This is a genomic window from Providencia sneebia DSM 19967 (assembly GCF_000314895.2).
GTDB classification, from domain to species: domain Bacteria; phylum Pseudomonadota; class Gammaproteobacteria; order Enterobacterales; family Enterobacteriaceae; genus Providencia; species Providencia sneebia.
Genome location: NZ_CM001773.1, coordinates 963,457 through 989,048, shown reverse-complemented (window position 1 = coordinate 989,048; position 25,592 = coordinate 963,457). Strand labels below are relative to the sequence as shown.

The 25,592-nt window shown below is 40.2% G+C and carries 24 protein-coding genes; 12 read left to right on the top strand and 12 right to left on the bottom strand.

Annotated features, from left to right (window positions below):
- Positions 1-1,341, bottom strand: a complete 1,341-nt coding sequence (pmbA, locus tag OO7_RS03925; RefSeq protein ID WP_008914672.1) for a metalloprotease PmbA — start codon at positions 1,339-1,341, stop codon at positions 1-3.
- A gap of 363 nt (positions 1,342-1,704) precedes the next feature.
- Here pmbA and yjgA point away from each other — a divergent pair, with 363 nt between their 5' ends.
- Positions 1,705-2,253: a ribosome biogenesis factor YjgA gene (gene yjgA, locus OO7_RS03920; RefSeq protein WP_008914671.1), complete on the top strand. Its 549-nt coding sequence runs from the start codon at positions 1,705-1,707 to the stop codon at positions 2,251-2,253.
- 131 nt (positions 2,254-2,384) lie between these two features.
- On the opposite strand, the gene OO7_RS03915 is transcribed toward yjgA, so the two are convergent.
- From OO7_RS03915 to OO7_RS03870, 10 genes are all read right to left on the bottom strand, one after another.
- Complete coding sequence (locus tag OO7_RS03915) at positions 2,385-2,672, bottom strand: barstar family protein (RefSeq protein WP_008914670.1); 288 nt, start codon at positions 2,670-2,672, stop codon at positions 2,385-2,387.
- A gap of 15 nt (positions 2,673-2,687) precedes the next feature.
- A complete protein-coding gene (locus OO7_RS03910) occupies positions 2,688-3,170 on the bottom strand; it encodes a ribonuclease domain-containing protein (RefSeq protein WP_008914669.1) in 483 nt (160 codons plus the stop codon).
- Between the two features lie 87 nt (positions 3,171-3,257).
- On the bottom strand, positions 3,258-4,703 hold the full coding sequence (tldD, locus tag OO7_RS03905) for a metalloprotease TldD (protein ID WP_008914668.1): 1,446 nt from the start codon (positions 4,701-4,703) through the stop codon (positions 3,258-3,260).
- A 5-nt stretch (positions 4,704-4,708) separates the two neighbouring features.
- On the bottom strand, positions 4,709-5,566 hold the full coding sequence (nit1, locus tag OO7_RS03900) for a deaminated glutathione amidase (RefSeq protein ID WP_008914667.1): 858 nt from the start codon (positions 5,564-5,566) through the stop codon (positions 4,709-4,711).
- A complete protein-coding gene (yhdP, locus tag OO7_RS03895; protein ID WP_008914666.1) occupies positions 5,566-9,360 on the bottom strand; it encodes an AsmA2 domain-containing protein YhdP in 3,795 nt (1,264 codons plus the stop codon). Before yhdP ends, nit1 begins: the two co-directional genes overlap by 1 nt.
- Before the next feature lie 22 nt (positions 9,361-9,382).
- Complete coding sequence (gene rng / locus OO7_RS03890; protein WP_008914665.1) at positions 9,383-10,852, bottom strand: ribonuclease G; 1,470 nt, start codon at positions 10,850-10,852, stop codon at positions 9,383-9,385.
- Positions 10,849-11,436 carry a Maf family protein gene (locus OO7_RS03885; RefSeq protein WP_008914664.1) on the bottom strand — a complete coding sequence of 196 codons (588 nt, stop codon included), beginning with the start codon at positions 11,434-11,436 and terminating at the stop codon, positions 10,849-10,851. Before OO7_RS03885 ends, rng begins: the two co-directional genes overlap by 4 nt.
- 39 nt (positions 11,437-11,475) lie before the next feature.
- The gene (mreD, locus tag OO7_RS03880) at positions 11,476-11,964 is read right to left on the bottom strand and encodes a rod shape-determining protein MreD (RefSeq protein ID WP_008914663.1); all 489 of its coding nucleotides are present in this window, start codon (positions 11,962-11,964) and stop codon (positions 11,476-11,478) included.
- Between the two features lie 39 nt (positions 11,965-12,003).
- A complete protein-coding gene (mreC, locus tag OO7_RS03875; RefSeq protein WP_008914662.1) occupies positions 12,004-12,969 on the bottom strand; it encodes a rod shape-determining protein MreC in 966 nt (321 codons plus the stop codon).
- Positions 12,970-13,350: 381 nt separating this feature from the next.
- Positions 13,351-14,394 (bottom strand): rod shape-determining protein, encoded by a 1,044-nt coding sequence (locus OO7_RS03870; RefSeq protein WP_008914661.1) that lies wholly within the window; start codon positions 14,392-14,394, stop codon positions 13,351-13,353.
- A gap of 702 nt (positions 14,395-15,096) precedes the next feature.
- Between OO7_RS03870 and acuI the strand changes: the two genes are divergently transcribed.
- From acuI to fis, 11 genes are all read left to right on the top strand, one after another.
- Entirely contained in the window at positions 15,097-16,080 is a 984-nt protein-coding gene (acuI, locus tag OO7_RS03865) for an acrylyl-CoA reductase (NADPH) (RefSeq protein WP_008914660.1), read from the top strand.
- Between the two features lie 231 nt (positions 16,081-16,311).
- Positions 16,312-16,782: a type II 3-dehydroquinate dehydratase gene (gene aroQ, locus OO7_RS03860; protein WP_008914659.1), complete on the top strand. Its 471-nt coding sequence runs from the start codon at positions 16,312-16,314 to the stop codon at positions 16,780-16,782.
- Positions 16,783-16,913: 131 nt separating this feature from the next.
- Positions 16,914-17,387 (top strand): acetyl-CoA carboxylase biotin carboxyl carrier protein, encoded by a 474-nt coding sequence (gene accB / locus OO7_RS03855; protein WP_008914658.1) that lies wholly within the window; start codon positions 16,914-16,916, stop codon positions 17,385-17,387.
- Between the two features lie 12 nt (positions 17,388-17,399).
- Positions 17,400-18,746 carry an acetyl-CoA carboxylase biotin carboxylase subunit gene (gene accC, locus OO7_RS03850; protein WP_008914657.1) on the top strand — a complete coding sequence of 449 codons (1,347 nt, stop codon included), beginning with the start codon at positions 17,400-17,402 and terminating at the stop codon, positions 18,744-18,746.
- Between the two features lie 133 nt (positions 18,747-18,879).
- Complete coding sequence (locus OO7_RS03845; RefSeq protein ID WP_008914656.1) at positions 18,880-19,239, top strand: YidH family protein; 360 nt, start codon at positions 18,880-18,882, stop codon at positions 19,237-19,239.
- A gap of 8 nt (positions 19,240-19,247) precedes the next feature.
- Positions 19,248-19,544, top strand: coding sequence for a DUF202 domain-containing protein (locus tag OO7_RS17420; RefSeq protein WP_008914655.1), 297 nt, complete (start codon positions 19,248-19,250; stop codon positions 19,542-19,544).
- Between the two features lie 114 nt (positions 19,545-19,658).
- Complete coding sequence (locus OO7_RS03835; RefSeq protein ID WP_008914654.1) at positions 19,659-19,901, top strand: YhdT family protein; 243 nt, start codon at positions 19,659-19,661, stop codon at positions 19,899-19,901.
- Complete coding sequence (gene panF, locus OO7_RS03830) at positions 19,891-21,351, top strand: sodium/pantothenate symporter (protein ID WP_008914653.1); 1,461 nt, start codon at positions 19,891-19,893, stop codon at positions 21,349-21,351. The genes OO7_RS03835 and panF overlap by 11 nt, the downstream gene beginning before the upstream one ends.
- A 60-nt stretch (positions 21,352-21,411) precedes the next feature.
- On the top strand, positions 21,412-22,296 hold the full coding sequence (gene prmA, locus OO7_RS03825; RefSeq protein ID WP_008914652.1) for a 50S ribosomal protein L11 methyltransferase: 885 nt from the start codon (positions 21,412-21,414) through the stop codon (positions 22,294-22,296).
- A 317-nt stretch (positions 22,297-22,613) separates the two neighbouring features.
- Positions 22,614-23,579: a tRNA dihydrouridine synthase DusB gene (gene dusB / locus OO7_RS03820; RefSeq protein ID WP_008914651.1), complete on the top strand. Its 966-nt coding sequence runs from the start codon at positions 22,614-22,616 to the stop codon at positions 23,577-23,579.
- Positions 23,580-23,603: 24 nt separating this feature from the next.
- Positions 23,604-23,900 (top strand): DNA-binding transcriptional regulator Fis, encoded by a 297-nt coding sequence (gene fis / locus OO7_RS03815; protein ID WP_004258438.1) that lies wholly within the window; start codon positions 23,604-23,606, stop codon positions 23,898-23,900.
- Between the two features lie 476 nt (positions 23,901-24,376).
- Here the strand turns inward: fis and OO7_RS03810 are convergent, their stop codons facing one another.
- Positions 24,377-25,297, bottom strand: coding sequence for a tetratricopeptide repeat protein (locus tag OO7_RS03810; RefSeq protein WP_008914650.1), 921 nt, complete (start codon positions 25,295-25,297; stop codon positions 24,377-24,379).
- Between the last annotated feature and the right edge of the window lie 295 nt (positions 25,298-25,592).

Here is a 25,592-nt window from a genome sequence, read left to right as displayed (position 1 = left end):
TTACTGTCCAGCAATGCTCATTTCAGGTAACAACACAGAGCCACACTGAATATTACTGCGAGTTTCAATATCATCTGCAATTGTGACCATATTACGCCACATATCTTTTAAATTACCCGCGATAGTAATTTCACTGACAGGATATTGTATCTCACCATTTTCGACCCAAAAGCCAGATGCACCTCGAGAATAATCTCCCGTAATACCGTTGACACTTTGTCCCATTAATTCAGTGACAACAAGCCCAGTACCCATTTGTTTTAGTAATGCATCGAATGAAAGACCTTGACCCGCAATACGCCAATTATGGATGCCGCCAGCATGTCCTGTACTTTGTAAGCCTAATTTGCGTGCTGAATAAGAGGTCATCAGCCATGTTTGTAATACACCATTTTCAATAATATTACGTTCAGTTGTTCTTACCCCTTCGCTGTCAAATGGTGATGAAGCTAATCCACCAATCAAGTGCGGTTGCTCATTGATAGTTAACCAATCAGGAAGAATTTGCTGCCCTAAGCTATCTAATAAAAAAGATGATTTTCGGTAAATACTACTGCCACTTATTGCCCCAACTAAATGGCCAAATAATCCAGTTGCAACTTCCGCAGCAAAAATAACAGGTGCCTTCATTGTGGGTAATTTGCGCGGAGATAAATGTGCTAATGTTCTACGTGCACACTCTTGTCCAACCCATTCTGGGGATTGTAATGAATCAAGGCTGCGTCCTATGGTATAAGCATAATTGCGCTCCATCTCTCCGTCTTGTTCTGCAATAACACAGCTCGACATTGAATAACGGCTAGAGCAATAACTCTGAAGCATCCCATGAGAGTTACCAAATACACGGATGCCATAATGCCCGTTAAAACTACCACCTTCACTATTCACAATGCGGGGATCAACACTAAGCGCCGCCATTTCGGCGCGAGAAGCCAGTTTAATCGCATCTTCTGGGGCTAATGGTGATGCTTGAAAAAGCTGTAAATCTGGTGCTTCAAAAGCTAACAAAGATTTGTCTGCTGGGCCTGCACAATCATCTTCAGAGGTATAGCGTGCAATATCGACCGCAGCTTGTACTGTGCGCTCAATCGCTTCTGGGCTTAAATCAGTAGAGGAAGCACTTCCTTTACGTTGATTATGATAAACAGTGATCCCAAGCGCACCATCACTATTGAATTCGACATTTTCAACTTCGCCTTGGCGAGTACTTACGCTGATCCCAGTGCTCTTATTCACAGCAACTTCAGCAGAATCACAACGGCTTTTGGCAAAAATCAGTGCTTGCTCAACCGCTTCTTCAAGTTTCTTACGCTGATCATTGACTTGTTCAGTTAAACTCATCTATTCAATCCAAATAAAGTGAGGTAAAAAAACCTTTTTTACACCAACTCACAAATGCTGGGTAGTCATCAGGTCTTTTTCCCAGTTACAATAGCCCAAATATACACCCAAAATAATTCGAGTTACATCTAAGCGGCAAACAAAGCTATATGCTGAGTATACATGAATATACGAACCGAGTGGTTAATAGCTGCAATAACGATACAACAAGGCGTTGGCGGAGATAATACAAAAACCTGCGACTTAACCAGTAGAATACTGTATTCTGCTCAAATACGGGTGATGAACTCTGAAATATGATGGAAAATGCTAACATTGATAACGCATTAATACATCTTTGCGTTTTGTAAAAAGGAAATCAATATGGCCAAACAGCCTGAAGATTGGCTGGATGATATCCCAGCGCCACAAGATGAAGACGAGGACGATGAAATAATTTGGGTCAGCAAAAGCGAAATTAAACGTGATGCTGAAATCCGCAAAAAACTGGGTGCCGAACTGGTTAAACTAAGTAAAAATGAACTTGAACGCATCCCATTAGATCCTCAACTTCTTGAATCAATTGAGCTTGCTCAAAAGATAAAGCGCGAAGGACGTCGTCGCCAACTACAATTTATCGGTAAATTGTTACGCGTACGTGATGTCGAGCCAATTACTGAAGCGTTGGATAAACTGAAAAATCGCCATAACCAACAAGTGGTCGTTCTTCATAAACTTGAAGATTTACGTGTCCGCCTTGTTGAAGGTGATGACAATGTCATGGAAGAGGTTGTTGCTCTATTCCCACATACTGATAGGCAACAATTAAGAACGCTTGTCCGTAATGCGAAGAAAGAGCGTGAAAGCAACAAGCCACCAAAAGCCTTCCGCCAGCTCTTCCAATTTTTGAAAGAGTTATCCGAAACGGCATAATTTATATTCCCTTAGGCTCATCAGGCCTAGGGGAATGTTAGCTCACACGTTATCATTCCAACTAATTAATATTTAAAATATATATAATTAACTGTCTTTATTAAAAAATTATTTATTAGGACGCTTTAATTTCAACTTGAAGTGTCATCACTTTCACATACGAAGGTAAAGTCATCCCCATAAATTTCATGAGCTTCATGCATCATCGCGATAAGGTCTGCAAATTCTGCCTGCTGTTCTGCCGTAATATGTGTAAATACAATGGCGACTGGAAATTCAATACCTGCACTTAGCATATCCCATAACGCATCAAGGTTTTTACCAAACCATTCTGGTAAAGAAAATTGCAGCTCAAATTGCTGATAAAAATCCTCTATCCCACTGATTTGTTGAAAATTAAAGATAACCACATTACTCATTGGTAAATGTTTCCTTTAATTAATCTGTTGAAAACTTTTATAGTGATCCTTTGTGACAAATATCATGCCATCTGAGGAGTACAGCATACGATCAGCGTTACGGTGCCCACAACGATAATTAATATCAGCTTCGAACCATTGGCGATTTGGCGCTATCGGTAATTTCTTTTCGCGATTTAAAAAACGATCACCACCAATAGCCTTACCCGGTAAGACTTCGCACAGGTTTCCTAATTTCGGATCCCAGCCAGCTTGGCGAGCATCTTTCTTACTAATATAAAAATTGGGTAATTGATGATGCTGCTGTAAATATCCAATGACATTGGCTTGTCGAGTTAGCTCATCAATCTTTTGGCTATTTTGAGTGCGAATAGCTTGTTCAGGAGGAGAAATAGGTCTTTGAGCCTGTTCTTTCTCATGTTGAGAGCCAGCATTAAAATATAAGCTTAAGGCAATCAAAACAGCCATTAGCAACATCGAAATAATGCGTTTATTCATTGTAACCTCATCATATTTCATGTCGCATTAACTGCTGCTAGCATTCTATTGCTAACAGCAATTTCTACTGACTCTTTTAACACAAACTTAAGCCGTTCCGCCTACAGTCATTTTGTCTAATTTCAATGTTGGCTGCCCGACGCCGACAGGCACACTTTGCCCGTCTTTTCCGCACACACCAACACCTTTATCAAGAGCTAAGTCATTACCAACCATAGAGATTTGTTGCATAGCTTCAATTCCGGAGCCAATCAACGTAGCACCTTTAACTGGTGAGGTAATTTTCCCATCTTCAATCAAATAAGCTTCAGATGTGGAGAAAACAAATTTACCTGAAGTTATATCAACCTGCCCACCACCAAAGTTTGGTGCATAAATGCCTTTATCAACACTGGCAATAATATCTTCAGGGGTTGATTCACCCGCAAGTAGGTAAGTATTGGTCATACGCGGCATTGGTAAATGCGCATAAGATTCGCGACGCGCATTTCCTGTTGGCACTACACCCATTAAGCGGGCATTCAGCTTATCTTGAATGTAATTTTTCAAAATACCATTTTCAATCAATACATTATATTGACCTGGAACACCTTCATCATCAATGGCTAACGAGCCACGGCGACCCGTAATTGTGCCATCATCAACGACTGTACACAGAGGAGAAGCCACTAAGTTGCCAACTTTTCCAGAAAAGACAGAGCTACCACGACGGTTAAAATCACCTTCCAAGCCATGGCCTACAGCTTCATGAAGAAGAACGCCCGGCCAGCCAGCGCCAAGTACGACAGGCATCATGCCAGCCGGCGCAGGAATTGCTGATAAATTAATTAATGCCATGCGAACAGCTTCTTTAGCATATTGCTCAGCCAGAATTTCACCTTGATGAACTTCTAAGAAATACTCATAACCATAACGGGCGCCACCACCACTTGCACCACGTTCGCGTTTACCTTCATGTTCAACAAGTACACTAACAGATAAACGAACTAATGGGCGAATATCCGCAGCCAATGTGCCATCCGTTGCAGCGACCAAAATTTGTTCATAAACCGCAGTTAAGCTTGCATTGACCTCAATAACTCGCGGATCTTGTGCTCTGGCAACTTGATCAACTCTGTGTAATAAGGCAATTTTATCTTCACGCGACAAGCTATAAAGCGGATCGGTTTCGGGGTAGAGTTTTTTATAATCAACTTCTGTCAGGATCTGAGATTGGCCATTACCTTGGTCACTCACAATGCTACGAGCCGCAATCGCACTATCCTGCAATGCTTTTAGTGAAACTTGATCAGCATAAGCAAAACCTGTTTTTTCCCCAGTTACCGCTCTTACACCAACACCTTGATCGATATTGTATGATCCATTTTTAATAATTCTATCTTCTAGTACCCAAGATTCATGATAACTAGACTGAAAAAAGAGGTCCGCATAATCAAGCTTGCGCTCAGATAATAAACCTAAAGTATCGTACAATTTTTGATGGTCAAGACCATTGGCAGCCAGCAAATGGTCGCTGACAGAAGCTAAACTCATATTGGTTACTCTTTCGTTGTTGTTTCTTTTTTAATCAATGAAGTCAATTGTGGTCTAAAGCGATTATGTTTAACCACTTTAATTTGTTCACGCATTCCCACCAAACTGTCTGTTTTGATATTCAGTACCATTGATGCAACTGCATCAACGTTCTTTTTAATCACTTTACCCCAGCCATCAACGGCTAAAGTATGCCCCCAAGTCCGGCGTGTACCATGAACCCCCACTTGAGCTGGCGCTAAAATAATGCATTGATTTTCAATTGCACGAGCGCGTAATAATGGCTCCCAGTGCGCCTTTCCGGTATATCGAGTAAATGCAGCAGGAACAGAAATAATCTCTGCACCTTGTTCACGTAATGCTTGAAATAAACCAGGGAAACGTAAATCATAACAAATGGTCATGCCTAAACGACCAACAGGCGTATCAACGACAGTAATGTGTTCACCGCGTTGATAAATAACTGATTCATTATAAGTGCCTTGCTCATCTTCAATATTGACATCAAACATATGAATTTTGTCATAACGAGTTTGAATTTGGCCTTGAGAATCAATGAGCAAACTACTGCTGGTAATACGTTCAGGATCTTCACGGCTGATCAACGGCATTGAACCAATTAATATCCACACATTATAACGTTTAGCCATGTTCATAATGGCTTCTTGTAATGGACCTTGCCCTTGTTGTTCAGCCTGTTTACGGTAAGTTGCTGCATCCGCAAACAATAATGCATTTTCAGGCGTCAATACTAGCTCAACAGTATCCGGCAACTGCTTAATTTGTTGTTCAATCTGAGCTAAATTATGCTTTGTATTTTTCCCACTGCATAACTGCAAAAGTGCAACATTGCCATTTTTCATTACCCTTGAGTCTCCTTTAGCTGACGTAATACTTCATCAATTTTCGGTTCGTCTAAACTGCCCGTCACACGATAACGTATTACGGATATTTTACTCCATATTGGCCCCAATACTTTTGATGCTGCAAAAACAGCTGCACCAACAATTGGGTTAACTGCAAATGCAGTTGCTACTCCTACTGTAGCAGATATTTCAGGCGTCACGACAGCTTCACCATCAATCTGCCTTTTCACTAAATCAATTTTGCCGCTTAAAGCAATATCCGCCATTAAGCCGTCAATATATAAATTCTTAGACGTCAAGACGCCATTATGGATTTTAGCGCTACCTTTAATGGAATCAAAATCAAAGTCATTGCTAAACGTGTCGCGAAAATCAAATTGTAAACGGCGCAAAAGAGCATCAAAACTCACTAAGCGCAATATTTGCCCTGCTTGCCCCCCGCCCATTTTAGCAATCGCACCTTTTCCCATATCTATCGCCATCTTACCATTTAAGGTCTTGAAGTCTGGTGACCAAGGAACATCTTGCCAATTTAGCTGAAACTCTATGGTATAAGGTGAATCAATGATTGGAACCAGTACCCCATAATAGGCAGCCGTTTCATCAAACTCTTTTCCTGTTAAAGAGCCGGCAATTTGTGTGCTGTTTTGCTTGCCACTTTGCCAAATCGCGTCAATTTTCAAATTAGTCGCACTGTTGGTCAGCGTTCCGCCGATTAATTCTAGCTTTTTACCATTCGGTATTATACTCGCATTTATTGTGCCAAGTTTTTGCCCTAAAACCCAACAATCCAAACAATTAACTTGCGCGTTTGGCCAATGAGTAAAATCAAATGATGAAGATGAATTTCTCTCTACAGTTTCAGTTGCAGGGAAGTCAGTAGGATTATAGTACAAATAATCAATAGTTAAGACCCACGGCTCTTTGGCATAAACTTGTAAGTTACCATTTAAATTTTTACTCGAAATTTTTATTTGTTGTTCAATTTGCTGCGAACTAAATGACAAATCAATATCATTCCAAGCTTGCCCTCCGAGAGAAAGGCTTGGCGTTCTAAGTGTTATTCGATCTGGTAACCCTATATTTGAAGAAGTATTTTCTGGATTAGCTGAAAATAGCGAATCGACTAACTTTAACCAACCGGCATCTGTAATTGCAGGAAGATTTGCAATAATAGCAGAAGATGCTGGCAAGTTTGGGGGATTTCCTTGCCATTTTTCGAATATTGCCTTCTCAAGCTGTAATTTTGGTGAACTTAAATCCCACTGAGAATTAAACCCAAGACTACGCCCAATATCGCCACCAATGACTAAGTTTTCAGTCGTTCCCTGTGCGGTCACATTGATTGAAGCCAATTCATTTAAAAGATGGTTATCAATTGCTGGCAACTGGCTTTTTAGCTGTTTTAACCCCGCTGTCACTGCCACTTTAAGTGCCGTCTTTTCCGTTGCTGAAGCAGGTAATTTTATCTCTATTTGGCTATTCCAATCACTCACACCCGTTATTTTTTGCTTTAATACTTCCGGTAATTGTGCGATTTTTGCGATATCCCATTTTCCACCTATATTCACATCCACTTGATAATCTTTAGGGTTATCTGATGTTGAAAAATCTATCGCAATTGGCTGTCCAAACCACACGCCTTGGAGTTTATTACTACTAAGGTCGCCATTATTAAATGCAAAATTCCCTGTTAATGCTTTGATTTCACTATCAATAGGTTTAATTAACAAATCATTCTTATTAAAGTAAACATGACCTTTTGCCTGTACATCTTTGCCTGATGACAATGGAATATCGAGAGCAAGGTCGCCTTTAATCATGCCACCAATTTGCAACTCTTCAAGGGCACTACCTATCGATGTTTTCATTGGTGTCATTGCAAAGTAATGTTGAATCTGAGTGCCCGTACCACTCACATTAGCATTAATTAATAATTTTTCTTCTTGGTAATCTCGGATCTTAGCACTTAAATCTGTTGCAGTTGCATCACCCAACTTGACGCTAGCTGCTTCCATTACTAGACCTGAGCGTGAAAAATCGAGATCCATATCTAAATCAAATAATGCAGGCCAATCATCTTGATATGAAAATGTGCCGTGACGAAGGGGCACATAAACTTGAAATTGCCCATCATTCTTGTCAAATGGAAATTGTTTCGGGTCGCCTTTATAAACCAATGTAGCTTCATCCACTTGCCCTGCAATTACAGCTTTTGATAAATAATCGGCTAGCTCTTGCCCCATTAATTCTTGTGGGAAATAACGCCAAGCATTACCCGCATCATCAGTGCGGATCCCCGCGAGAATACTCAGGTCAACATCATCATTTTGCTTAGATTGTAAGAAACTAAATTGGCCATTTGCCCACAAAGAAATCGCTTGAATATCTAATTCATCAGCCCATAACTTGAATTCATCTTTATTGTTTTGCCAAAAGAGTCGCCCTTTAGCCTGACTGATTTCAAAAGGGGCTTTAAACTGTGGTTCATAATCAACTTGGCTATTTTTTAAAGAAATATCAATAAGGCCGCGTTCCATATTACCAACAATCATGCCGGTAAAATGGTCAACCGAAGGGAGATCTTTCCACTTTTTCCAGCTGATATCCTGCCATTCCATATCCAACTCGGTAAAATCCCGTGAATCTGGTGTGATATCTAAAAAGAAAGTGGATAAAAGCCCTTTTGGCTGGCGATGTTGCCAATCTTGCACCGTTTCAGGGGTGAGAAATGAAAATGTCGGCAAAACCTCGCTCAATCGCTCAAGCTCGATATTTTTTGCTCTAATTCGCCAGTGATCTTTCTGGTGATATTTTGTTGATGAAGGCAGATAAAGTATGGATAAACTGCCTTTCGGCCAAATATATTCATTGGTTTTTAGCGTATCAAGTTCAGGAATATTAAATAGCCACCCATCACCTTGCCTCCTCATTCGGAGTAATAAGTCATTCACTTGCAGGTTTTGCGCTAATACACCTTCGCCCCAATTCGCTTCACCTTGGCGTAGCTGCAATAACCCATTGTCTATCCGATTGTTTTTGATCGTAACCCAAGAAGAAAGGCTAAAATCGGCATCTCGTAATCCTGTGTTTTGTCGTAACCAACGACTCAACCACGGCTGCATATCAATATTGTCAGCCTGTAGATAAACAATACCATCACTTAAAATGCCATTTTTATCTTGAATATCGAGTTTTACTTGCAAAAAGCCATGCTGTTTATTAATCGTTTCTAAGCTGACAAACCCTTGAGCACGATGCCTTTTCTGTTCATTTAGCCAAGACAATTCAGGGAGAATAAGTGTGGTTTTTTGCTCTGAGGGCGTAAGAAAGGTTAAGTGGCTATTTTTCAGGGTAAAATGACTAAATTGCTTTAAAAATAGCCCTTCAATGCTATCCCCATCAATGGATTGTTCGCCACTATCTAAATCAAATGGTTTTTTATAATCAACATCTAGCTGATAAAACGTAATATCACGAAATCGCCATTGAAATGAGAGTAATGTATCCCAAACATCGAGTTCAAACGCAATTTTGCTTGCTTGTGCATCAACATCATCATGATGAACAACCACATCAGTAAATGTCAAAACAGGGCCAAAAGATTGCCAAGCGCCTTCAATCTTGCCAATTTGCATTGATATATCAGTATTTTTTTCAATATAGCTGATAATATCTTTTCTGTAGCTGTCAATATTCGGTAAAAAGAAACGTAGCCCTGTTAATAATATTGCACAGAGCAATAACACGATAGCTGTCGCTATAAAAGCTACCCGTGGTAATCGTTTCACACGTTTCTCCTTTACGCACGCTTTACATCATAACGACATCGAATTGTTCTTGACTATATAACGATTCAGTCTGAACTTTAACTTGCTTACCCACAAAAATTTCCACTTCAGCTAAAGCATGCGATTCATCACCGGTCAATATATCAACAACGGATTGTGCTGCATAAACAAGGAATCTATCAGCATCGATACTACGGTGAACACGAACAATTTCACGTAAAATTTCATAGCAAACTGTTTCAACTGACTTCACAGTGCCTCGGCCTTGACATGTTGGGCACACATCACATAAGACATGCTCCAGACTTTCGCGTGTTCTTTTACGTGTCATTTCAACGAGGCCTAGCTGAGAAAAGCCATTGATCGTTGTTTTGACTTTATCTTTACTGAGTGCCTGCTCTAAAGATGACAAAACTCGCTGGCGATGCTCTAGATCACTCATATCAATAAAATCAATAATAATGATACCGCCTAAATTGCGTAGACGTAATTGACGAGCTATCGCTTGTGTTGCCTCAATATTAGTATTAAATATTGTTTCTTCAAGGTTACGATGGCCTACAAACGCACCGGTATTAATATCAATGGTGGTCATCGCCTCAGTTTGATCGATAATTAAATAACCACCTGATTTCAATTCAACCTTTCTATCCATTGCACGCTGAATTTCATTTTCAACATCAAACAAGTCAAAAATAGGTTGATTACCTTGATAAAGTTCCAATTTCGCTGTCATTTCAGGAACATATTCATCAACAAACTCTTGTAGTTGCTTATAGGTTTGTCGTGAATCGACACGAATTCTATCTAAAGACGCGCCCGCAAAGTCACGAATAATTCGGAACGCGAGTGATAATTCACCATAAATTTTTGTGCGAGTGACATTACGTTTTTTGCGCTCAATGACTTTTGCCCACAGACGTTTAAGAAATGCGGCATCTTGTTTGACCTCATCTTCTCCAACACCTTCAGCCGCAGTCCGGATGATAAAGCCACCATTTTCATCACAATACTGGGATACGCACTCTTTTAAACGTTCGCGCTCACTTTCACTTTCAATGCGTTGTGAAACGCCAACATGCGAGGCGCCGGGCATAAAGACAAGATAGCGAGAAGGTAATGTGATATCCGTTGTTAACCTTGCCCCTTTTGTTCCGAGAGGATCTTTCACAACTTGAACAATAAGGTCTTGCCCTTGTTTGACCAGCTCTGCAATATCGCGAACATGGAAATTTTTCTGTTCTTCGCCTGCAATACATTCTGTATGCGGCATGATATCTGATGCGTGCAAAAAGGCAGCTTTATCAAGGCCAATATCAACAAAGGCCGCCTGCATACCGGGTAACACTCGGCTCACGCGACCTTTGTAAATATTCCCTACAATGCCTCTTTTTGCTTCTCGTTCAACGTGGATCTCTTGCAAAATCCCACCATCTATATAAGCAACCCGCGTTTCAGATGGTGTAATATTTACTAATAACTCAGCTGTCATAACATCCCCCGACCATCACTTAACGCTAAAAATCGTTTAATTAATTCATCCGTTTCAACTAATGGCAAACCAACAACAGCATGATAGCTACCATTGATTCTTCTTACATAACAACCACCTTTTCCTTGGATGCCATATCCACCGGCTTTATCCATTGGTTCACCGGAACGTACATAGTCTCGTATTTCAGGTAAAGATAATTCGCGAAATGTCACATCTGTCACAATTAATGTATTCAGGGTGACATTCTTATCAGAGATTGCGACTGCTGTCATAACCTGATGTGTGTTTCCTGAAAGTTCAGCTAACATCTTTTCTGCATGATGAACATCACGAGGCTTTTCTAAGATTTGATCATTGAGCACAACAATTGTGTCGGCACCGATAACAGGGTAGTTTTCAGGCGCGATTTTGACTCCAGCTTGTGACTTATCACATGCTAAACGTTGTACATAAGAACTTGGCGTTTCTCCCTCTTGCCACTGCTCTTCCACTTCAGGACGTAAAATATCAAAGCGATAACCCAGTAATTGCAAAAGCTCTCGTCTTCTTGGTGAACCTGAAGCTAAGTAAATAAAATCCATCATGAATTTCCAAAAATAGTTATCTGACGACAAAATACCTTAACATACTGAAAATTGGCGGCGAATTTTTCTTAAAAGTAAGAATAACCAAGGCCATAGAATACCATTCACGAGGCCATTCCAGAATACTTGAGGCCGGAATAATACTTGTGATGAGACAAATTCAGCCCAGAAAACAGTCATATTGAGTATTGAGGTCAACAAGACAATAATCAGCGATTGCTGCCATAATGCCATATTTCTAAGTAATTGGTATTTATAAGAAACAAGATAACAAATAATACTGTATGCAAGGGCATGAACACCTAGGGCAGAACCTTGAATAGAGTCAACAATCAAACCCAAAATAAAGCAGGTTCCAACGCTCACCCGATGCGGCAATGCCATTACCCAGTAAATAACAATCAGTAATAACCATGATGGCCGATAGAATTCGAATTGTTCTGGCCACGGTATCACTTGTAAAATCAATGCGATAATAAAAGATAGCCAAATAATACTGCGGCCATTACCACGATATTCATCCATCTAGCTAATCCCCTTCACAATAACCACGATAATCATCCTTTATGGTTTTGGCGTCGTCATTGATGGTGGCAATGGTGGACCCTGAATTTCATTAGGGTTTGGCAATACCTGAGGAAGTACTTTCATTAAACGTTCATTCGCCGCGCGATAAACTTCTGATGGTTGTAATGGAGTAAGCGAATCATTGTCATTTCCCCATAATAAAAGCAAATAACGCAGACGTTGTAATTCCGCACTCGGCCTTGCACTAATAATGGTATAAGCACGCTGAGTATCATGTTTAACACTTGATACTACACCCACTGGATAACCTTCAGGAAAACGCCCGCCAAGACCGGATGTCACAAGAACATCACCAACACGAATATCGGTGCTTTCTGGCAATGGTGCTAACTGTAGGTCATCTGTACATCCCGAGCCTGATGCAATAACACGGATATCATTGCGAAGCACTTGTACAGGGAGAGCATGCGTCGTATCACAAATTAATAAAACACGGCTATTAAATTGGCCAACACCCACCACTTGCCCAACAACGCCTTTATCACTGATAACAGGCTGCCCTTCATAGACATTATCTTTTTCGCCTTTATCTATCACAACAAGGTCACGGTAAGGCGTATTTGAACCAGAAATCACTTGGGCAACCATCATATGTTCATCTTGACGCAATGGTGAGCCTAATAGTTCTCTTAAACGTGAATTTTCTTGTTTTAGCTGCTCAAGTAAAAGGCTGTCAGCTTTTTTCAGTAGTAATTCCTGACGCAACGCTTTATTTTCAAATTGAAGTTGTTCGCGTGAGGAAAAATTTTCGGAGACGTTATCAAGAAACTGGCGAGGGCCATTCGCCAAGAAATAGAATGGACTCACTGCCGTGTCTAAATAGTTACGGATTTTATTAAATGGCTCAAAGCGATGGTCAATCACCACTAGCGCTATCGCTACAAGAACAGCAATAAAAATACGCAACTGAAGAGATGGACCGCGCCTAAAAATCGGCTTCATGTATGGCTGTATTTCACTAAGGGGTCTGTTGACCTTTTAGGGTTAAATTTTGTTCAGAATAAACGTACTTTCATCATATAAAGAAGCTAATTACAGAACATTAGCAATATAATCTTTTAAATGAATCTAACATTATTAAACCGAACCCATAGGGCAGCTTTTACTATAAATGTCGGTAAGTATAAATGCCGATAAGTTAAGCCAGCAATGATATCGAACATAAAACACATTATGTGAATATACAGTTGCTTCATGTCGATAAGCAAGGTGAATACCTTAATAACTTATTGTAAATAACAAAATTAAAAGGCAACCTAACATTCATAGAATAAAATTAGATAAATCACTGGCTGAGTTTATCTCAGCCAGTCGGTACAATATTTAGTCTTCACTAAATAGATCGCCACCATGAATGTCGATCATTTCAAGTGCTTTACCACCGCCACGAGCAACACAGGTCAAAGGATCTTCTGCAACAATAACCGGAATGCCCGTTTCTTCCATCAGTAAACGATCGAGATTACGCAACAGAGCACCACCACCAGTCAGCACCATACCGCGTTCTGAAATATCAGAAGCAAGTTCTGGCGGACATTGTTCTAATGCCAACATTACTGCACTCACAATACCCGTCAAAGGTTCTTGAAGTGCTTCTAGAATTTCATTTGAATTCATTTTAAAGCCGCGAGGAACACCTTCAGCAAGGTTACGACCGCGAACTTCAATTTCATAAACTTCATCTGTTGGGTAAGCAGAACCAATACCATGTTTAATGCGTTCTGCTGTTGCTTCCCCAATTAATGAGCCATAATTACGACGAACATAATTAATAATAGCTTCGTCAAAACGATCACCACCAATACGAACTGATGAAGAATAAACCACACCATTTAAGGAGATAACCGCAACTTCCGTTGTCCCACCACCAATATCAACAACCATTGAACCTGTTGCTTCAGAAACTGGCAGACCAGCACCAATCGCAGCGGCCATTGGCTCTTCAATCAAGAAGACTTCACGAGCACCTGCACTGAGTGCAGATTCGCGGATTGCTTTACGCTCAACTTGCGTCGCACCAACGGGAACACAAACTAGCACCCTCGGGCTTGGACGAAGGAAGCTGTTACTGTGCACTTGTTTAATAAAATGCTGTAGCATCTTTTCAGTGAGATAAAAATCTGCAATGACGCCATCTTTCATTGGTCTTATCGCAGAAATATTACCGGGAGTACGTCCCAGCATTTGTTTAGCCTCCCCACCAACAGCGGCCACACTTTTTTGTGTGCCAGAACGGTCTTGTCTGATAGCGACAACAGAAGGTTCATTTAATTTTACGCCTTGTCCTTTGACATAGATGAGGGTATTGGCCGTACCCAAGTCAATTGACAGGTCATTAGAAAACATGCCACGAAATTTTTTAAACATAACGAAAGGGTTATCCTGCAAGCTGGGGACGAATAAAAACTCACCTACTCTACCAACCACGTGAAGCTGTCTCAAGGCGTTAATGAGCAACTTCTAAAAACGTGATTAATTTATCTCTTGTTTACAGTAAAAATACTGTCTATGCCTCTTTAAAAAACGAAGCAGATAACAACCTCTAACATAATGGACTATTGAAAATTTAACTTAAGCTATCACTTAGCCATTTTTCAATGAATAATGAATATGATTGTTATTTACTCCGTCGTCCTGCTACCTTGTGTGGACAAGTTTTTATTACAACTAGTTCAAATAATATTTGATTATTTTTTATGGTTGCTAATGAAACCATTTTTTAACTAAATACTTATCATTTTTGTACATTAATTTCATTATTCACTACTGAACTGATATGTTCAGGTTCTCTTATGAACAGAAATCTTCGTAACGCGATATTTTGCACGATAAAACTGTCTTTGTGCTAGAAAAAAATACATTTTTACAAATTAATTACAATAGTAATAGTGTGATGTTAGCTCGATAATCCTGCGTTTAATTGAGAAACAATCAATCGACTGTCTATTTAAGTCCATATACATAATATTATAAAGGTTATTAACCCATTAAACTTAAGCATGCACGAGATTAAAATTTAGGTGTAAATTTTGCTACGATAAGATAATTAATCCCAATTAGGAGAGAAGTATGAAAGCGCTCGTCCTACAGCAACAAGATGATCAACTGACATCTAAAGTCATCACGATTCCTACAGATCAATTACCCACAGGTGATGTCACTGTTGATGTTCACTGGTCAACATTAAATTATAAAGATGCATTAGCAATTAATGGCAAAGCAGGTATTGTGCGCAAATATCCGATGGTGCCTGGTATTGATTTTTCGGGAATCGTTCATCACAGTGAAGATCCTCGCTTCAGTATTGGCCAACATGTTTTACTAACAGGTTGGGGAGTGGGTGAAAATCATTGGGGTGGCTTAGCGACACAAGCTAGGGTTCCCGCAAATTACCTTACCCCATTGCCACAGCATCTCACATTACGCCAAGCAATGATTATTGGTACAGCTGGGTTTACAGCAATGCTTTGTGTCAATGCATTACAAGATGCAGGTATCACACCAGATAAAGGTGAAATACTGGTGAGTGGTGCAAGTGGCGGAGTGGGAAGTACAGCAATCCAGCTGTTATCACAGTTAGGATATGAGGTTACTGCCATTACAGGGCGAGCTGAAAATACCGAGTACCTCCAGCAAATTGGCGCAAAAAAAGTGCTTCCTAGAGCGCAATTTTCTTCACCAGCAAAACCATTAGATAAACAACTTTGGGCGGGTGCTATTGATACTGTAGGCGGAGAAGTACTTGCTAATATTTTAGCTCAAACACAATACAATGGTGCAGTTGCAGCATGTGGGCTAGCAGGCGGATTCTCATTACCCACAACAGTGATGCCTTTTATTTTGCGTAATATTCGCCTACAAGGAATTGATTCAGTCTATTACCCAGCGGAAAAACGTGCTGCTGTTTGGCAGCAGCTAGCTCAGCTATTGCCTGAATCATTTTATTCACAAGTCACATCAGAAATCACATTAGAGCAATCTAGTGAATATGCTGAAAAATTATTAAAAAATCAGATAACAGGGCGTACACTGGTTAACCTTTTGCAGTCATAACGGGCCATGTGTGCGGCACAAGAGAAAAACTTGGATTGCCGCACAATTCTAAAATAAATTCGGGTAATTTCTCTGATAAGACCAGTATTTTGCTGTCATATGCTACGAAATAATTATAATGACGTCCTTAAATAGTAAAGATTGCATATGTTTTTATGATAATAGATGACAAACCTTCAACATCAGGTTATGTTGTCGGATTATTAACATATCGTCGGAGTTAGCGACACAATGACAGAAGATATTCACATTTTACTCCTTAATGGACCAAACCTGAATATGTTGGGGACGCGAGAACCAGATAAGTATGGCCATTTCACTCTTACTGATATCGTATCAAAACTAACTGAGCAGGCGGGTCACCTAGGTGTAAGATTGAGTCATTTTCAGTCCAATGCTGAACATGAATTGATTGAAAAAATTCATAACGCTCGGGAGGACATTGATTTTATTTTAATCAATCCCGCTGCATTTACGCATACAAGTGTTGCTTTACGTGATGCACTATTAGCCGTTGCGATCCCATTTATTGAGATCCATCTGTCTAATGTGCATGCAAGAGAGCCATTTCGTCATCATTCCTATCTTTCAGATAAAGCTATCGGGGTGATTTGTGGTCTTGGTGCCGATGGTTACAGCTTTGCGTTACAGGCAGCTGTTAATCGCCTGTCGTATACACAAAATAATTCGAGTTGTAATTAAACAGGTTACTAAGAAATATGAAAAATGACTTAATCTGTCATCCTTCATATAGTTAAGTAATACTGACGCAACCCGGAATATGACGGGTATATATCAATTAAATCAAAATATAAGAGTACGGAATCATATCCATGGATATTCGTAAAATTAAAAAGCTGATCGAGCTGGTCGAAGAGTCTGGCATTTCTGAACTAGAAATTTCTGAAGGTGAAGAGTCAGTACGCATCAGTCGTATTTCAGCTGCTTCTCAGGTCATGGCGGCACCTCAACAGTTTTATTCTGCACCAGTTGCAGCCCCACAAGCTGCATTGGCAAACGCAGTTGCTCCAGCTCAGGATGCTGTAGCGGCTGTATCTGCACCAGCAATCTCTGGTCATTCAGTTCGCTCACCAATGGTTGGCACATTCTATAGAGCACCAAGCCCAGAAGCGAAGCCATTCGTCGAAATCGGACAAACTGTCAGTGTTGGTGATCCTCTTTGCATCGTCGAAGCGATGAAAATGATGAACCAAATCGAAGCAGATAAAGCAGGTGTCGTTAAAGCAATCCTGTTACAGAACGGTGATGCAGTAGAGTTTGACGAGCCGTTGGTTGTTATCGAATAACGAGGCGTTTCCATGCTGGAAAAAATTGTCATTGCTAACCGTGGCGAAATTGCACTACGAATTCTTCGTGCTTGTAAAGAATTAGGCATTAAGACTGTTGCAGTTCACTCCACGGCAGATAGTGATTTAAAACATGTGTTGCTGGCAGATGAAACTATTTGTATCGGCCCAGCAGCCTCTGCAAAAAGCTATTTGAACATTCCTGCCATTATTTCTGCGGCAGAAATATCTGGAGCTCAAGCTATTCACCCAGGATATGGTTTCCTATCTGAAAATGCTGATTTTGCAGAACAAGTTGAACGTTCAGGTTTTATTTTTATCGGCCCAAAAGCTGAAACCATCCGCCTAATGGGTGACAAAGTTTCTGCTATTGAAGCGATGAAAGCCGCTGGTGTACCTTGTGTTCCGGGTTCAGACGGTCCATTGGGCTGTGATACCGAGAAAAATAAAACAATTGCAAAACGTATTGGTTATCCTGTCATCATCAAAGCATCTGGTGGTGGTGGTGGTCGCGGTATGCGTGTTGTTCGCAACGAAAAAGATTTAGAATCATCAATTAATCTGACTCGTGCAGAAGCTAAAGCGGCTTTCAATAATGATATGGTTTACATGGAGAAATACCTTGAAAACCCACGTCATATTGAAATTCAAGTGATGGCAGATGGCCAAGGCCACGCTATTTATTTAGCTGAACGTGACTGCTCAATGCAGCGTCGCCACCAAAAAGTGGTTGAAGAAGCACCAGCAATCGGCATTACACCAGAAGTTCGCCGTAATATTGGTGAGCGCTGCGCAAATGCTTGTATTGAAATCGGTTATCGTGGTGCGGGTACTTTTGAATTTTTATATGAAAATGGTGAGTTCTACTTTATTGAGATGAACACCCGTATTCAAGTTGAGCACCCAGTCACTGAGATGATCACAGGTGTCGACCTTATCAAAGAACAACTTCGTGTTGCGTCTGGTCTGCCTTTATCAATCAAGCAAGAAGATGTAGTGATTCATGGCCATGCCATTGAATGCCGTATCAATGCTGAAGATCCAAATACTTTCCTACCAAGCCCAGGTAAGATCACACGTTTCCATTCTCCAGGTGGTTTTGGTATTCGTTGGGAATCTCATATTTACGCAGGTTATACAGTTCCTCCGTATTATGACTCAATGATTGGTAAACTGATTACATTTGGTGAAACTCGTGATATTGCGATTGCTCGTATGAAAAATGCGCTTAACGAGTTGATCATTGATGGGATCAAAACCAACATTGAATTGCACCAAATGATCATGAGTGATGAGAACTTCCAAAAAGGTGGTACTAACATCCACTATTTGGAGAAAAAACTAGGTCTTCAAGAATAATTTTCTTACCTACTTTTGCTTATCTACTAAAAAGGACGGAATTTCATTCCGTCCTTTTATTTATGGTACGGCCTATCTATCATAGCTTCATCTCGTCGCAAAATTTAGTCTTTAATCAAAAAGTGGAAACATCATGTTTTTTAATCATAATCAATGGAAAAATAGAGGAAAAACACCAGACTATCGATTTTCATTAGCCAATGAGAGAACTTTTCTGGCTTGGATAAGAACAGCACTTGCCTTATTAGCGGGCGCAATTGCTATTGAGCAGCTACTCGATGGCAACGTTAATCTTCCTTGGATAAAAATGTTGCTTAGCCTTTTCCTTGCAAGTGCAGGTGGTGTCACCGCTATCATGGCGCTTTATCGCTGGCGACAAAATGAAATTGCTATGCGCACTGACCAGCCATTGCAATACACCTCATTTTTAATGGTGATGACGCTGTTTGTCTTGATGACCTCAATTCTTGCCTTACTATATATTCTTTTGTGAGGCCGATTATGCGCGATCCGGGATTACAACCAGAAAGAACTCAGCAAGCGTGGAGCCGAACCTTACTTTTGCTCTTTATCAATGCCTGTTTATTTCTACGCACCAGTTTGCTTGATTCATCTTGGCTCATGCTAGTTGGCTCAATCTTAGCTATTCTATTATTTGCTCTTATTGCCAGTAAAAGACTGATTAACTCCGCCTATAAAAATATTGGATTAATGATTGATAGCGCCCTCTTTCTCGTGGTGACATCTATTACTATACTTATTATGTCAATCTTATTTATTATTCACTTATTTCTATAGATAGAATATTACATCAATAACTTTCCAGCTCATTTGCTTGGGATTTTTTACACACCACCTAATGTTTATCGTACAATCCCTGATTATTTTTATTATCACGAGGAGGAAATACGTATGGATAAGCGTTTTCTTCAATCAAATAGAGAAGCCCGCTGGTCGCTCTATCTCACCCTTGCTTACTTACTAGGTTGGATAGTTTGTGCATATTTACCCAGCAATACTATCGGCATAACCGGCCTTCCCCTATGGTTTGAATGGTCATGCTTGATTCTACCTATCATTTTTATTTTATTGTGCATCATGATGGTTAAAATCATTTTTAAAGATATTCCGCTGGAGGATAAGGATGCAAACTGAAGTCCTCCTACCTCTTATTGGTTACCTATTGTTGGTTTTTTTGCTCTCGGTATACGCATATCGTAAGCGAACCAAAGGTGAGTTTCTAAACGAATATTTCCTCGGCAATCGCTCCATGGGTGGCTTTGTACTCGCGATGACCATCACTGCCACTTATGTCAGTGCAAGCTCCTTTATTGGTGGTCCCGGTGCAGCTTATAAATATGGACTTGGCTGGGTATTACTTGCCATGATCCAACTTCCTGCCATCTGGCTTTCACTTGGTGTGTTAGGGAAAAAATTTGCGATTCTGGCACGCCGTTATAATGCCGTCACACTTAATGATATGCTTTATGCGCGCTATCAAAGCCGATTCTTAGTTTGGTTTGCCAGCATTAGCCTACTTGTCGCCTTCTTTGGTGCAATGACGGTTCAATTTATTGGTGGTGCACGTTTACTCGAAACAGCTGCGGGTATTCCTTATACCTATGGTTTGGTCATTTTTGGTATTTCAATTGCTTTGTATACCGCAATTGGTGGTTTTCGTGCAAGTGTTCTCAACGATGCCTTACAAGGGCTTGTAATGCTACTTGGCACCGTGATCCTTCTTGTTGCCATCATTCACCATGCTGGCGGATTAACGGCCGCAGTAGCAAAAATGAATACCATCGACCCAAAACTTATCTCTGTCGAAGGTGCTGATGACATACTTAGTTGGCCTTTCCTTACCTCTTTTTGGGTTTTAGTCTGTTTTGGCGTGATTGGTTTACCTCACACCGCCGTTCGCTGTATCTCCTATAAAGATAGCAAAGCCGTTCATCGTGGTATTATTCTTGGCACGATTGTTATGGCAGTGCTGATGTTTGGTATGCACTTTGCGGGTGCTTTAGGGCGTGCAATTTTGCCTGACCTGACTATCCCAGACCAAGTGATCCCGACATTAATGGTACAAGTATTACCGCCATTTGCTGCGGGAATATTCTTAGCAGCACCAATGGCTGCCATCATGTCGACAATCAATGCTCAGCTACTACAATCCTCTGCCACAATTGTGAAAGATATTTACTTAAATACCTTTCCTAAAGAGATCAAAAATGAAAAAAGGCTTGCTAAGATTTCAAGCTATTCAACCTTGGTTTTAGGAGCATTACTCCTTATTGCGGCATGGAATCCACCTCAAATGATTATCTGGCTTAATCTGCTGGCATTTGGTGGACTTGAAGCCGTATTCCTGTGGCCACTTGTTTTAGGTCTTTATTGGGAAAAAGCCAATAGCACAGGTGCAATCAGTGGCATGGTTGTTGGCGGAGTTCTGTATGCATTACTTGCGACATTTAAGATAGAAATAATGGACTTCCACGCCATTGTTCCTTCCCTAATTTTTAGCCTGATTGCTTTTATAATTGGTAATCTTTTTGGCAAAAATCCAGTACAATCCGTAGAAAATACGCCAACGATATACTCGAAATAATGCAAATTAGCTGCCGATACGTCGGCAGTTTTCTGCATGAATAAAAAAAGAGAATAAATTATGCCATGGATACAACTAAGACTTAACTCAACAGGCCAACAAGCAGAAGCACTTGGCGATGAGTTAATAGAAAGTGGTGCGGTGTCTGTCACATTCCAAGACAGTCATGACACCCCTGTATTTGAGCCACTGCCGGGCGAAACCCGCCTATGGGGTGATACCGATGTCATTGGCTTATATGATGCAGAAACGGATATGAAAGCAGTCATTGCCCAACTTGAAAATTGTCCTCTACTGGAAGCGGGTTTTATTCATAAAATTGAGCAGCTAGAAGATAAAGATTGGGAAAGAGAATGGATGGATAACTTCCATCCAATGCGTTTTGGTCAACGTCTCTGGATTTGCCCAAGCTGGCGTGATGTCCCTGACCCACAAGCTGTCAATGTCATGTTAGACCCAGGTCTCGCTTTTGGTACAGGAACCCATCCAACGACATCACTATGCTTAGAATGGCTCGATGGACTTGATTTAACTGGAAAAACGGTTGTTGATTTTGGCTGCGGTTCTGGCATTTTAGCGATTGCAGCCCTTAAATTAGGTGCCGCTCAAGCTATCGGTATTGATATTGATCCACAAGCTATTACCGCCAGCCGAGATAATGCTGAGCGCAATGGTGTTTCAGAACGTCTGTCACTGTACCTACCTAAAGATCAACCAAGCGACCTACAAGCGGATGTCGTTGTCGCAAATATCTTAGCTGGCCCTTTACGTGAATTAGCACCGATGATTAGCGTGCTACCTCATTCAGGTGGGTTATTAGGATTATCTGGTGTGCTAGCGACGCAAGCAGAAGGTGTCGCCGATGCTTATCGCGATCTCTTTGATATTGACCCTATTGCAGAAAAAGATGAATGGTGCCGTATCACAGGTGTCAAGCGTTTTTAATAAAATTATGAGAAAAATCAGAGAATAATTTCTTTGAAATTAGAGCCAGAATAGATTATCTTATAGCTTAAATATTGTTCAACTGCTGGTGATATTCTATCCTGCTCGTGATTTGAACAGGCGAACAGCGAGTTAAGTTAAGCGTGATGATAAATCACCTAACCAATTGTTATATATGATTAATTTTTATAGTCTTAAAAAGTCAAGATAAAAAAGTTACTAATAAATAACAGTTTGCTCAAAGTTTGTCCTTTCATATCTCGAAAAAAATGCGTAATATACGCGCCCTTGCAGTCACAGTATGGCCCCCTTTAGTTATGCGAATTGGACAATATCAGTTGAGGAACTGTCTTATTGCTGCCCCCATGGCAGGCATCACGGATAGACCTTTTCGGTCGCTCTGTTATGACATGGGTGCTGGTATGACAGTATCAGAAATGCTTTCTTCTAACCCTCAGGTTTGGAAGACAGACAAGTCTAGACTCAGAATGATCCATCGCGATGAACCGGGGGTACGTTCCGTTCAAATAGCTGGCAATGATCCTGATGAAATGGCTGCCGCAGCTCAAATTAACGTTGAGAGTGGTGCCCAAATCATTGATATCAACATGGGCTGCCCAGCTAAAAAAGTGAATCGAAAGCTTGCAGGCTCAGCACTACTACGCTATCCCGATTTGGTGAAGTCCATCTTATCGACGGTAGTAAAAGCTGTTGATGTGCCTGTTACGTTGAAGATACGCACAGGTTGGTCACCTGAAGAACGAAACTGCATAGATATTGCCAAGTTGGCCGAAGATTGTGGTATTCAAGCTCTAACCATTCACGGAAGGACTCGCGCCTGTTTGTTTAATGGTGAGGCTGAGTATGACAATATTCGGGTAGTTAAGCAGACTGTTGCCATTCCAGTTATTGCTAATGGCGACATTACTGACCCGCTAAAAGCCAGAGCTGTCTTAGATTATACAGGGGCTGATGCCCTGATGATAGGAAGAGCAGCTCAGGGGAGACCTTGGATCTTTCGGGAAATCCAGCATTATCTGGACACAGGTGAAATGTTGCCACCGATGCCGATGGCAGAGGTAAAGCGCATTATGATGGCGCATGTACAGGAGTTGCACGACTTTTATGGTCAAGGCAAAGGAGTCCGTATTGCGCGTAAACATGTTTCTTGGTATTTACAAGAACATGCACCTGATGACCAGTTTAGGCGCTCATTCAACGCCATTGAGGACGCCAGCGAACAGCTGGAGGTGTTGGAAGCATTTTTTGAATACATTGCGTAAATAAAGATAAGAGCTGACAGAACTATGTTCGAACAACGCGTAAATTCTGACGTACTAACCGTTGCTACTGTAAATTCACAAGATCAAGTAACTCAAAAACCATTGCGTGATTCAGTTAAGCAAGCACTGAAGAACTATTTTGCTCAATTAAATAATCAAGATGTTAATGATTTATATGAGCTGGTATTGGCTGAGGTAGAGCAGCCTTTGTTGGACATGGTTATGCAATATACCCGTGGAAACCAGACCCGCGCAGCCCTGATGATGGGGATCAACCGCGGTACTCTGCGTAAGAAACTGAAAAAATACGGCATGAACTAATCCTTGTCAGTTAATGCTTTGTTTTTAAAGGCACTTCTTGTTTTTCAAGGAGTGCTTTTTTATTATCACTCTGCTAATCCCCACCATAAGTCAACCTTGAACGACAACAACATGGATAATATATATCACTATATTTATCACTAGGTTGAAACTGTGGTTATAAAATTTATTCGTTTATTGAAATAACTAATCCATTTTATATTTTGATTTGAGAGTAAAAAATCATAGAAATCAATTAATAATCATGTTAACGCAAAAATAGACATGAACAAAAAAACTAATAATTCGCTTTTTATATCTAAAAACATGCCAAAGATATATATTTTCAACATCAATAGATAAAACAAATTCATGCACCTAATTGAATGATTCTATATAAAAAATTAATGTATACATCTACTAGGAAAATAATAAAAATGCTAACTTAGCATGTTTGCAACTAGATGACTAAAAACATTAAACCCAGATAGTTAATATCAATCTTTTATTCCAATCTTAGTTTCATGCATTCTCTGATAACTCTTACATCCCCTTTGAAACTTGTTATTACAGGCATTTCTGAACCAAGATTTGGCTAATGATTTATCCTGAGTGACACCGCTACCACTATAATACAGAATACCTAAATTATACTGAGCCTTAGCAAAGCCTTTTTCGGCAGCCTGTTGAGTCCACAAGAAAGCTTGCTTATAATCTTGTTTTACACCAATTCCATCCATGTACATAACACCTAAGTTATATTGAGCATGAGTAAAACCTTGGTCAGCAGCCTTTTTAGTCCATCGAAAAGCTTGCTCATCATCTTGCTTTACACCAAGCCCATCACTATATAGAAGGCTTAGATCATATTGAGCAGATGCGAGACCTTGATTTGCTGCCTTTTGTATCCATAAAAATGCTTGATGAACATCTTTTTTCACGCCATTACCATCACGGTATAGAGACCCTAAGTTACCCTGAGCAATTGCAAACCCTTGGAGTGCGGCTTTTTGAGTCCACAAAAAGACTTGTTCATAATCTTGTTTCTCACCATCGGTAGAATACAGAAACCCTAAATTACTCTGAGCTTCAACATCACCTTGTTCAGCGGCCTTTGTCATCCACAAGAAGGAAAGGTTATAATCTTTTTTCATCCCATTACCATCAAAGTACATCTTTCCTAATATTCCTTGTGCTCCTGCATGGCCTTGGTCTGCGGCTTTTTTAATCCATAAGAAAGCACGATTATAATCTTGAGCAACTTCGTTACCGTCATAATACATAGTACCCAATATAGCTTGGGAGTTCGCATCACCTTGCTCAGCAGCCATACATACCGACTTATCAGCTATCTCACAATTAGTTGCTTCCGCAAAAGCGGGTAAATAGAGAAAAAGGCAAAGCAATAATCTTTTCATTTAATTCCTTTTAAAAATAAGAAGTAAAAATTAATTATGACCCGAAATGAGTTGGCTGAATTTATAAAGTTTCTCCTATTTTTATAGATTAAATTTTCAATAACTTGAATATCAAACAACCAATAAGATAAGAGAATGAATACTTAACAGCTAACTTAATGATAGTTATCACGCCTAGAAAATTAGTGATTTCCTATAAAAATAGCAGACTGACTTAATTACCATTTTGAATAGCATATTTTATCAGTCAATGATTGATTTCACAGAACTAAAGTATAGAGTTACTCTGATTATT

Coding starts and splice junctions, on each gene's coding strand:
- pmbA (WP_008914672.1), bottom strand. CDS start 1,341: ATGAGTTTAACTGAACAAGTCAATGATCAGCGTAAGAAACTTGAAGAA.
- yjgA (WP_008914671.1), top strand. CDS start 1,705: ATGGCCAAACAGCCTGAAGATTGGCTGGATGATATCCCAGCGCCACAA.
- OO7_RS03915 (WP_008914670.1), bottom strand. CDS start 2,672: ATGAGTAATGTGGTTATCTTTAATTTTCAACAAATCAGTGGGATAGAG.
- OO7_RS03910 (WP_008914669.1), bottom strand. CDS start 3,170: ATGAATAAACGCATTATTTCGATGTTGCTAATGGCTGTTTTGATTGCC.
- tldD (WP_008914668.1), bottom strand. CDS start 4,703: ATGAGTTTAGCTTCTGTCAGCGACCATTTGCTGGCTGCCAATGGTCTT.
- nit1 (WP_008914667.1), bottom strand. CDS start 5,566: ATGAAAAATGGCAATGTTGCACTTTTGCAGTTATGCAGTGGGAAAAAT.
- rng (WP_008914665.1), bottom strand. CDS start 10,852: ATGACAGCTGAGTTATTAGTAAATATTACACCATCTGAAACGCGGGTT.
- OO7_RS03885 (WP_008914664.1), bottom strand. CDS start 11,436: ATGGATTTTATTTACTTAGCTTCAGGTTCACCAAGAAGACGAGAGCTT.
- mreD (WP_008914663.1), bottom strand. CDS start 11,964: ATGGATGAATATCGTGGTAATGGCCGCAGTATTATTTGGCTATCTTTT.
- mreC (WP_008914662.1), bottom strand. CDS start 12,969: ATGAAGCCGATTTTTAGGCGCGGTCCATCTCTTCAGTTGCGTATTTTT.
- OO7_RS03870 (WP_008914661.1), bottom strand. CDS start 14,394: ATGTTTAAAAAATTTCGTGGCATGTTTTCTAATGACCTGTCAATTGAC.
- acuI (WP_008914660.1), top strand. CDS start 15,097: ATGAAAGCGCTCGTCCTACAGCAACAAGATGATCAACTGACATCTAAA.
- aroQ (WP_008914659.1), top strand. CDS start 16,312: ATGACAGAAGATATTCACATTTTACTCCTTAATGGACCAAACCTGAAT.
- accB (WP_008914658.1), top strand. CDS start 16,914: ATGGATATTCGTAAAATTAAAAAGCTGATCGAGCTGGTCGAAGAGTCT.
- accC (WP_008914657.1), top strand. CDS start 17,400: ATGCTGGAAAAAATTGTCATTGCTAACCGTGGCGAAATTGCACTACGA.
- OO7_RS03845 (WP_008914656.1), top strand. CDS start 18,880: ATGTTTTTTAATCATAATCAATGGAAAAATAGAGGAAAAACACCAGAC.
- OO7_RS17420 (WP_008914655.1), top strand. CDS start 19,248: ATGCGCGATCCGGGATTACAACCAGAAAGAACTCAGCAAGCGTGGAGC.
- OO7_RS03835 (WP_008914654.1), top strand. CDS start 19,659: ATGGATAAGCGTTTTCTTCAATCAAATAGAGAAGCCCGCTGGTCGCTC.
- panF (WP_008914653.1), top strand. CDS start 19,891: ATGCAAACTGAAGTCCTCCTACCTCTTATTGGTTACCTATTGTTGGTT.
- prmA (WP_008914652.1), top strand. CDS start 21,412: ATGCCATGGATACAACTAAGACTTAACTCAACAGGCCAACAAGCAGAA.
- dusB (WP_008914651.1), top strand. CDS start 22,614: ATGCGAATTGGACAATATCAGTTGAGGAACTGTCTTATTGCTGCCCCC.
- fis (WP_004258438.1), top strand. CDS start 23,604: ATGTTCGAACAACGCGTAAATTCTGACGTACTAACCGTTGCTACTGTA.
- OO7_RS03810 (WP_008914650.1), bottom strand. CDS start 25,297: ATGAAAAGATTATTGCTTTGCCTTTTTCTCTATTTACCCGCTTTTGCG.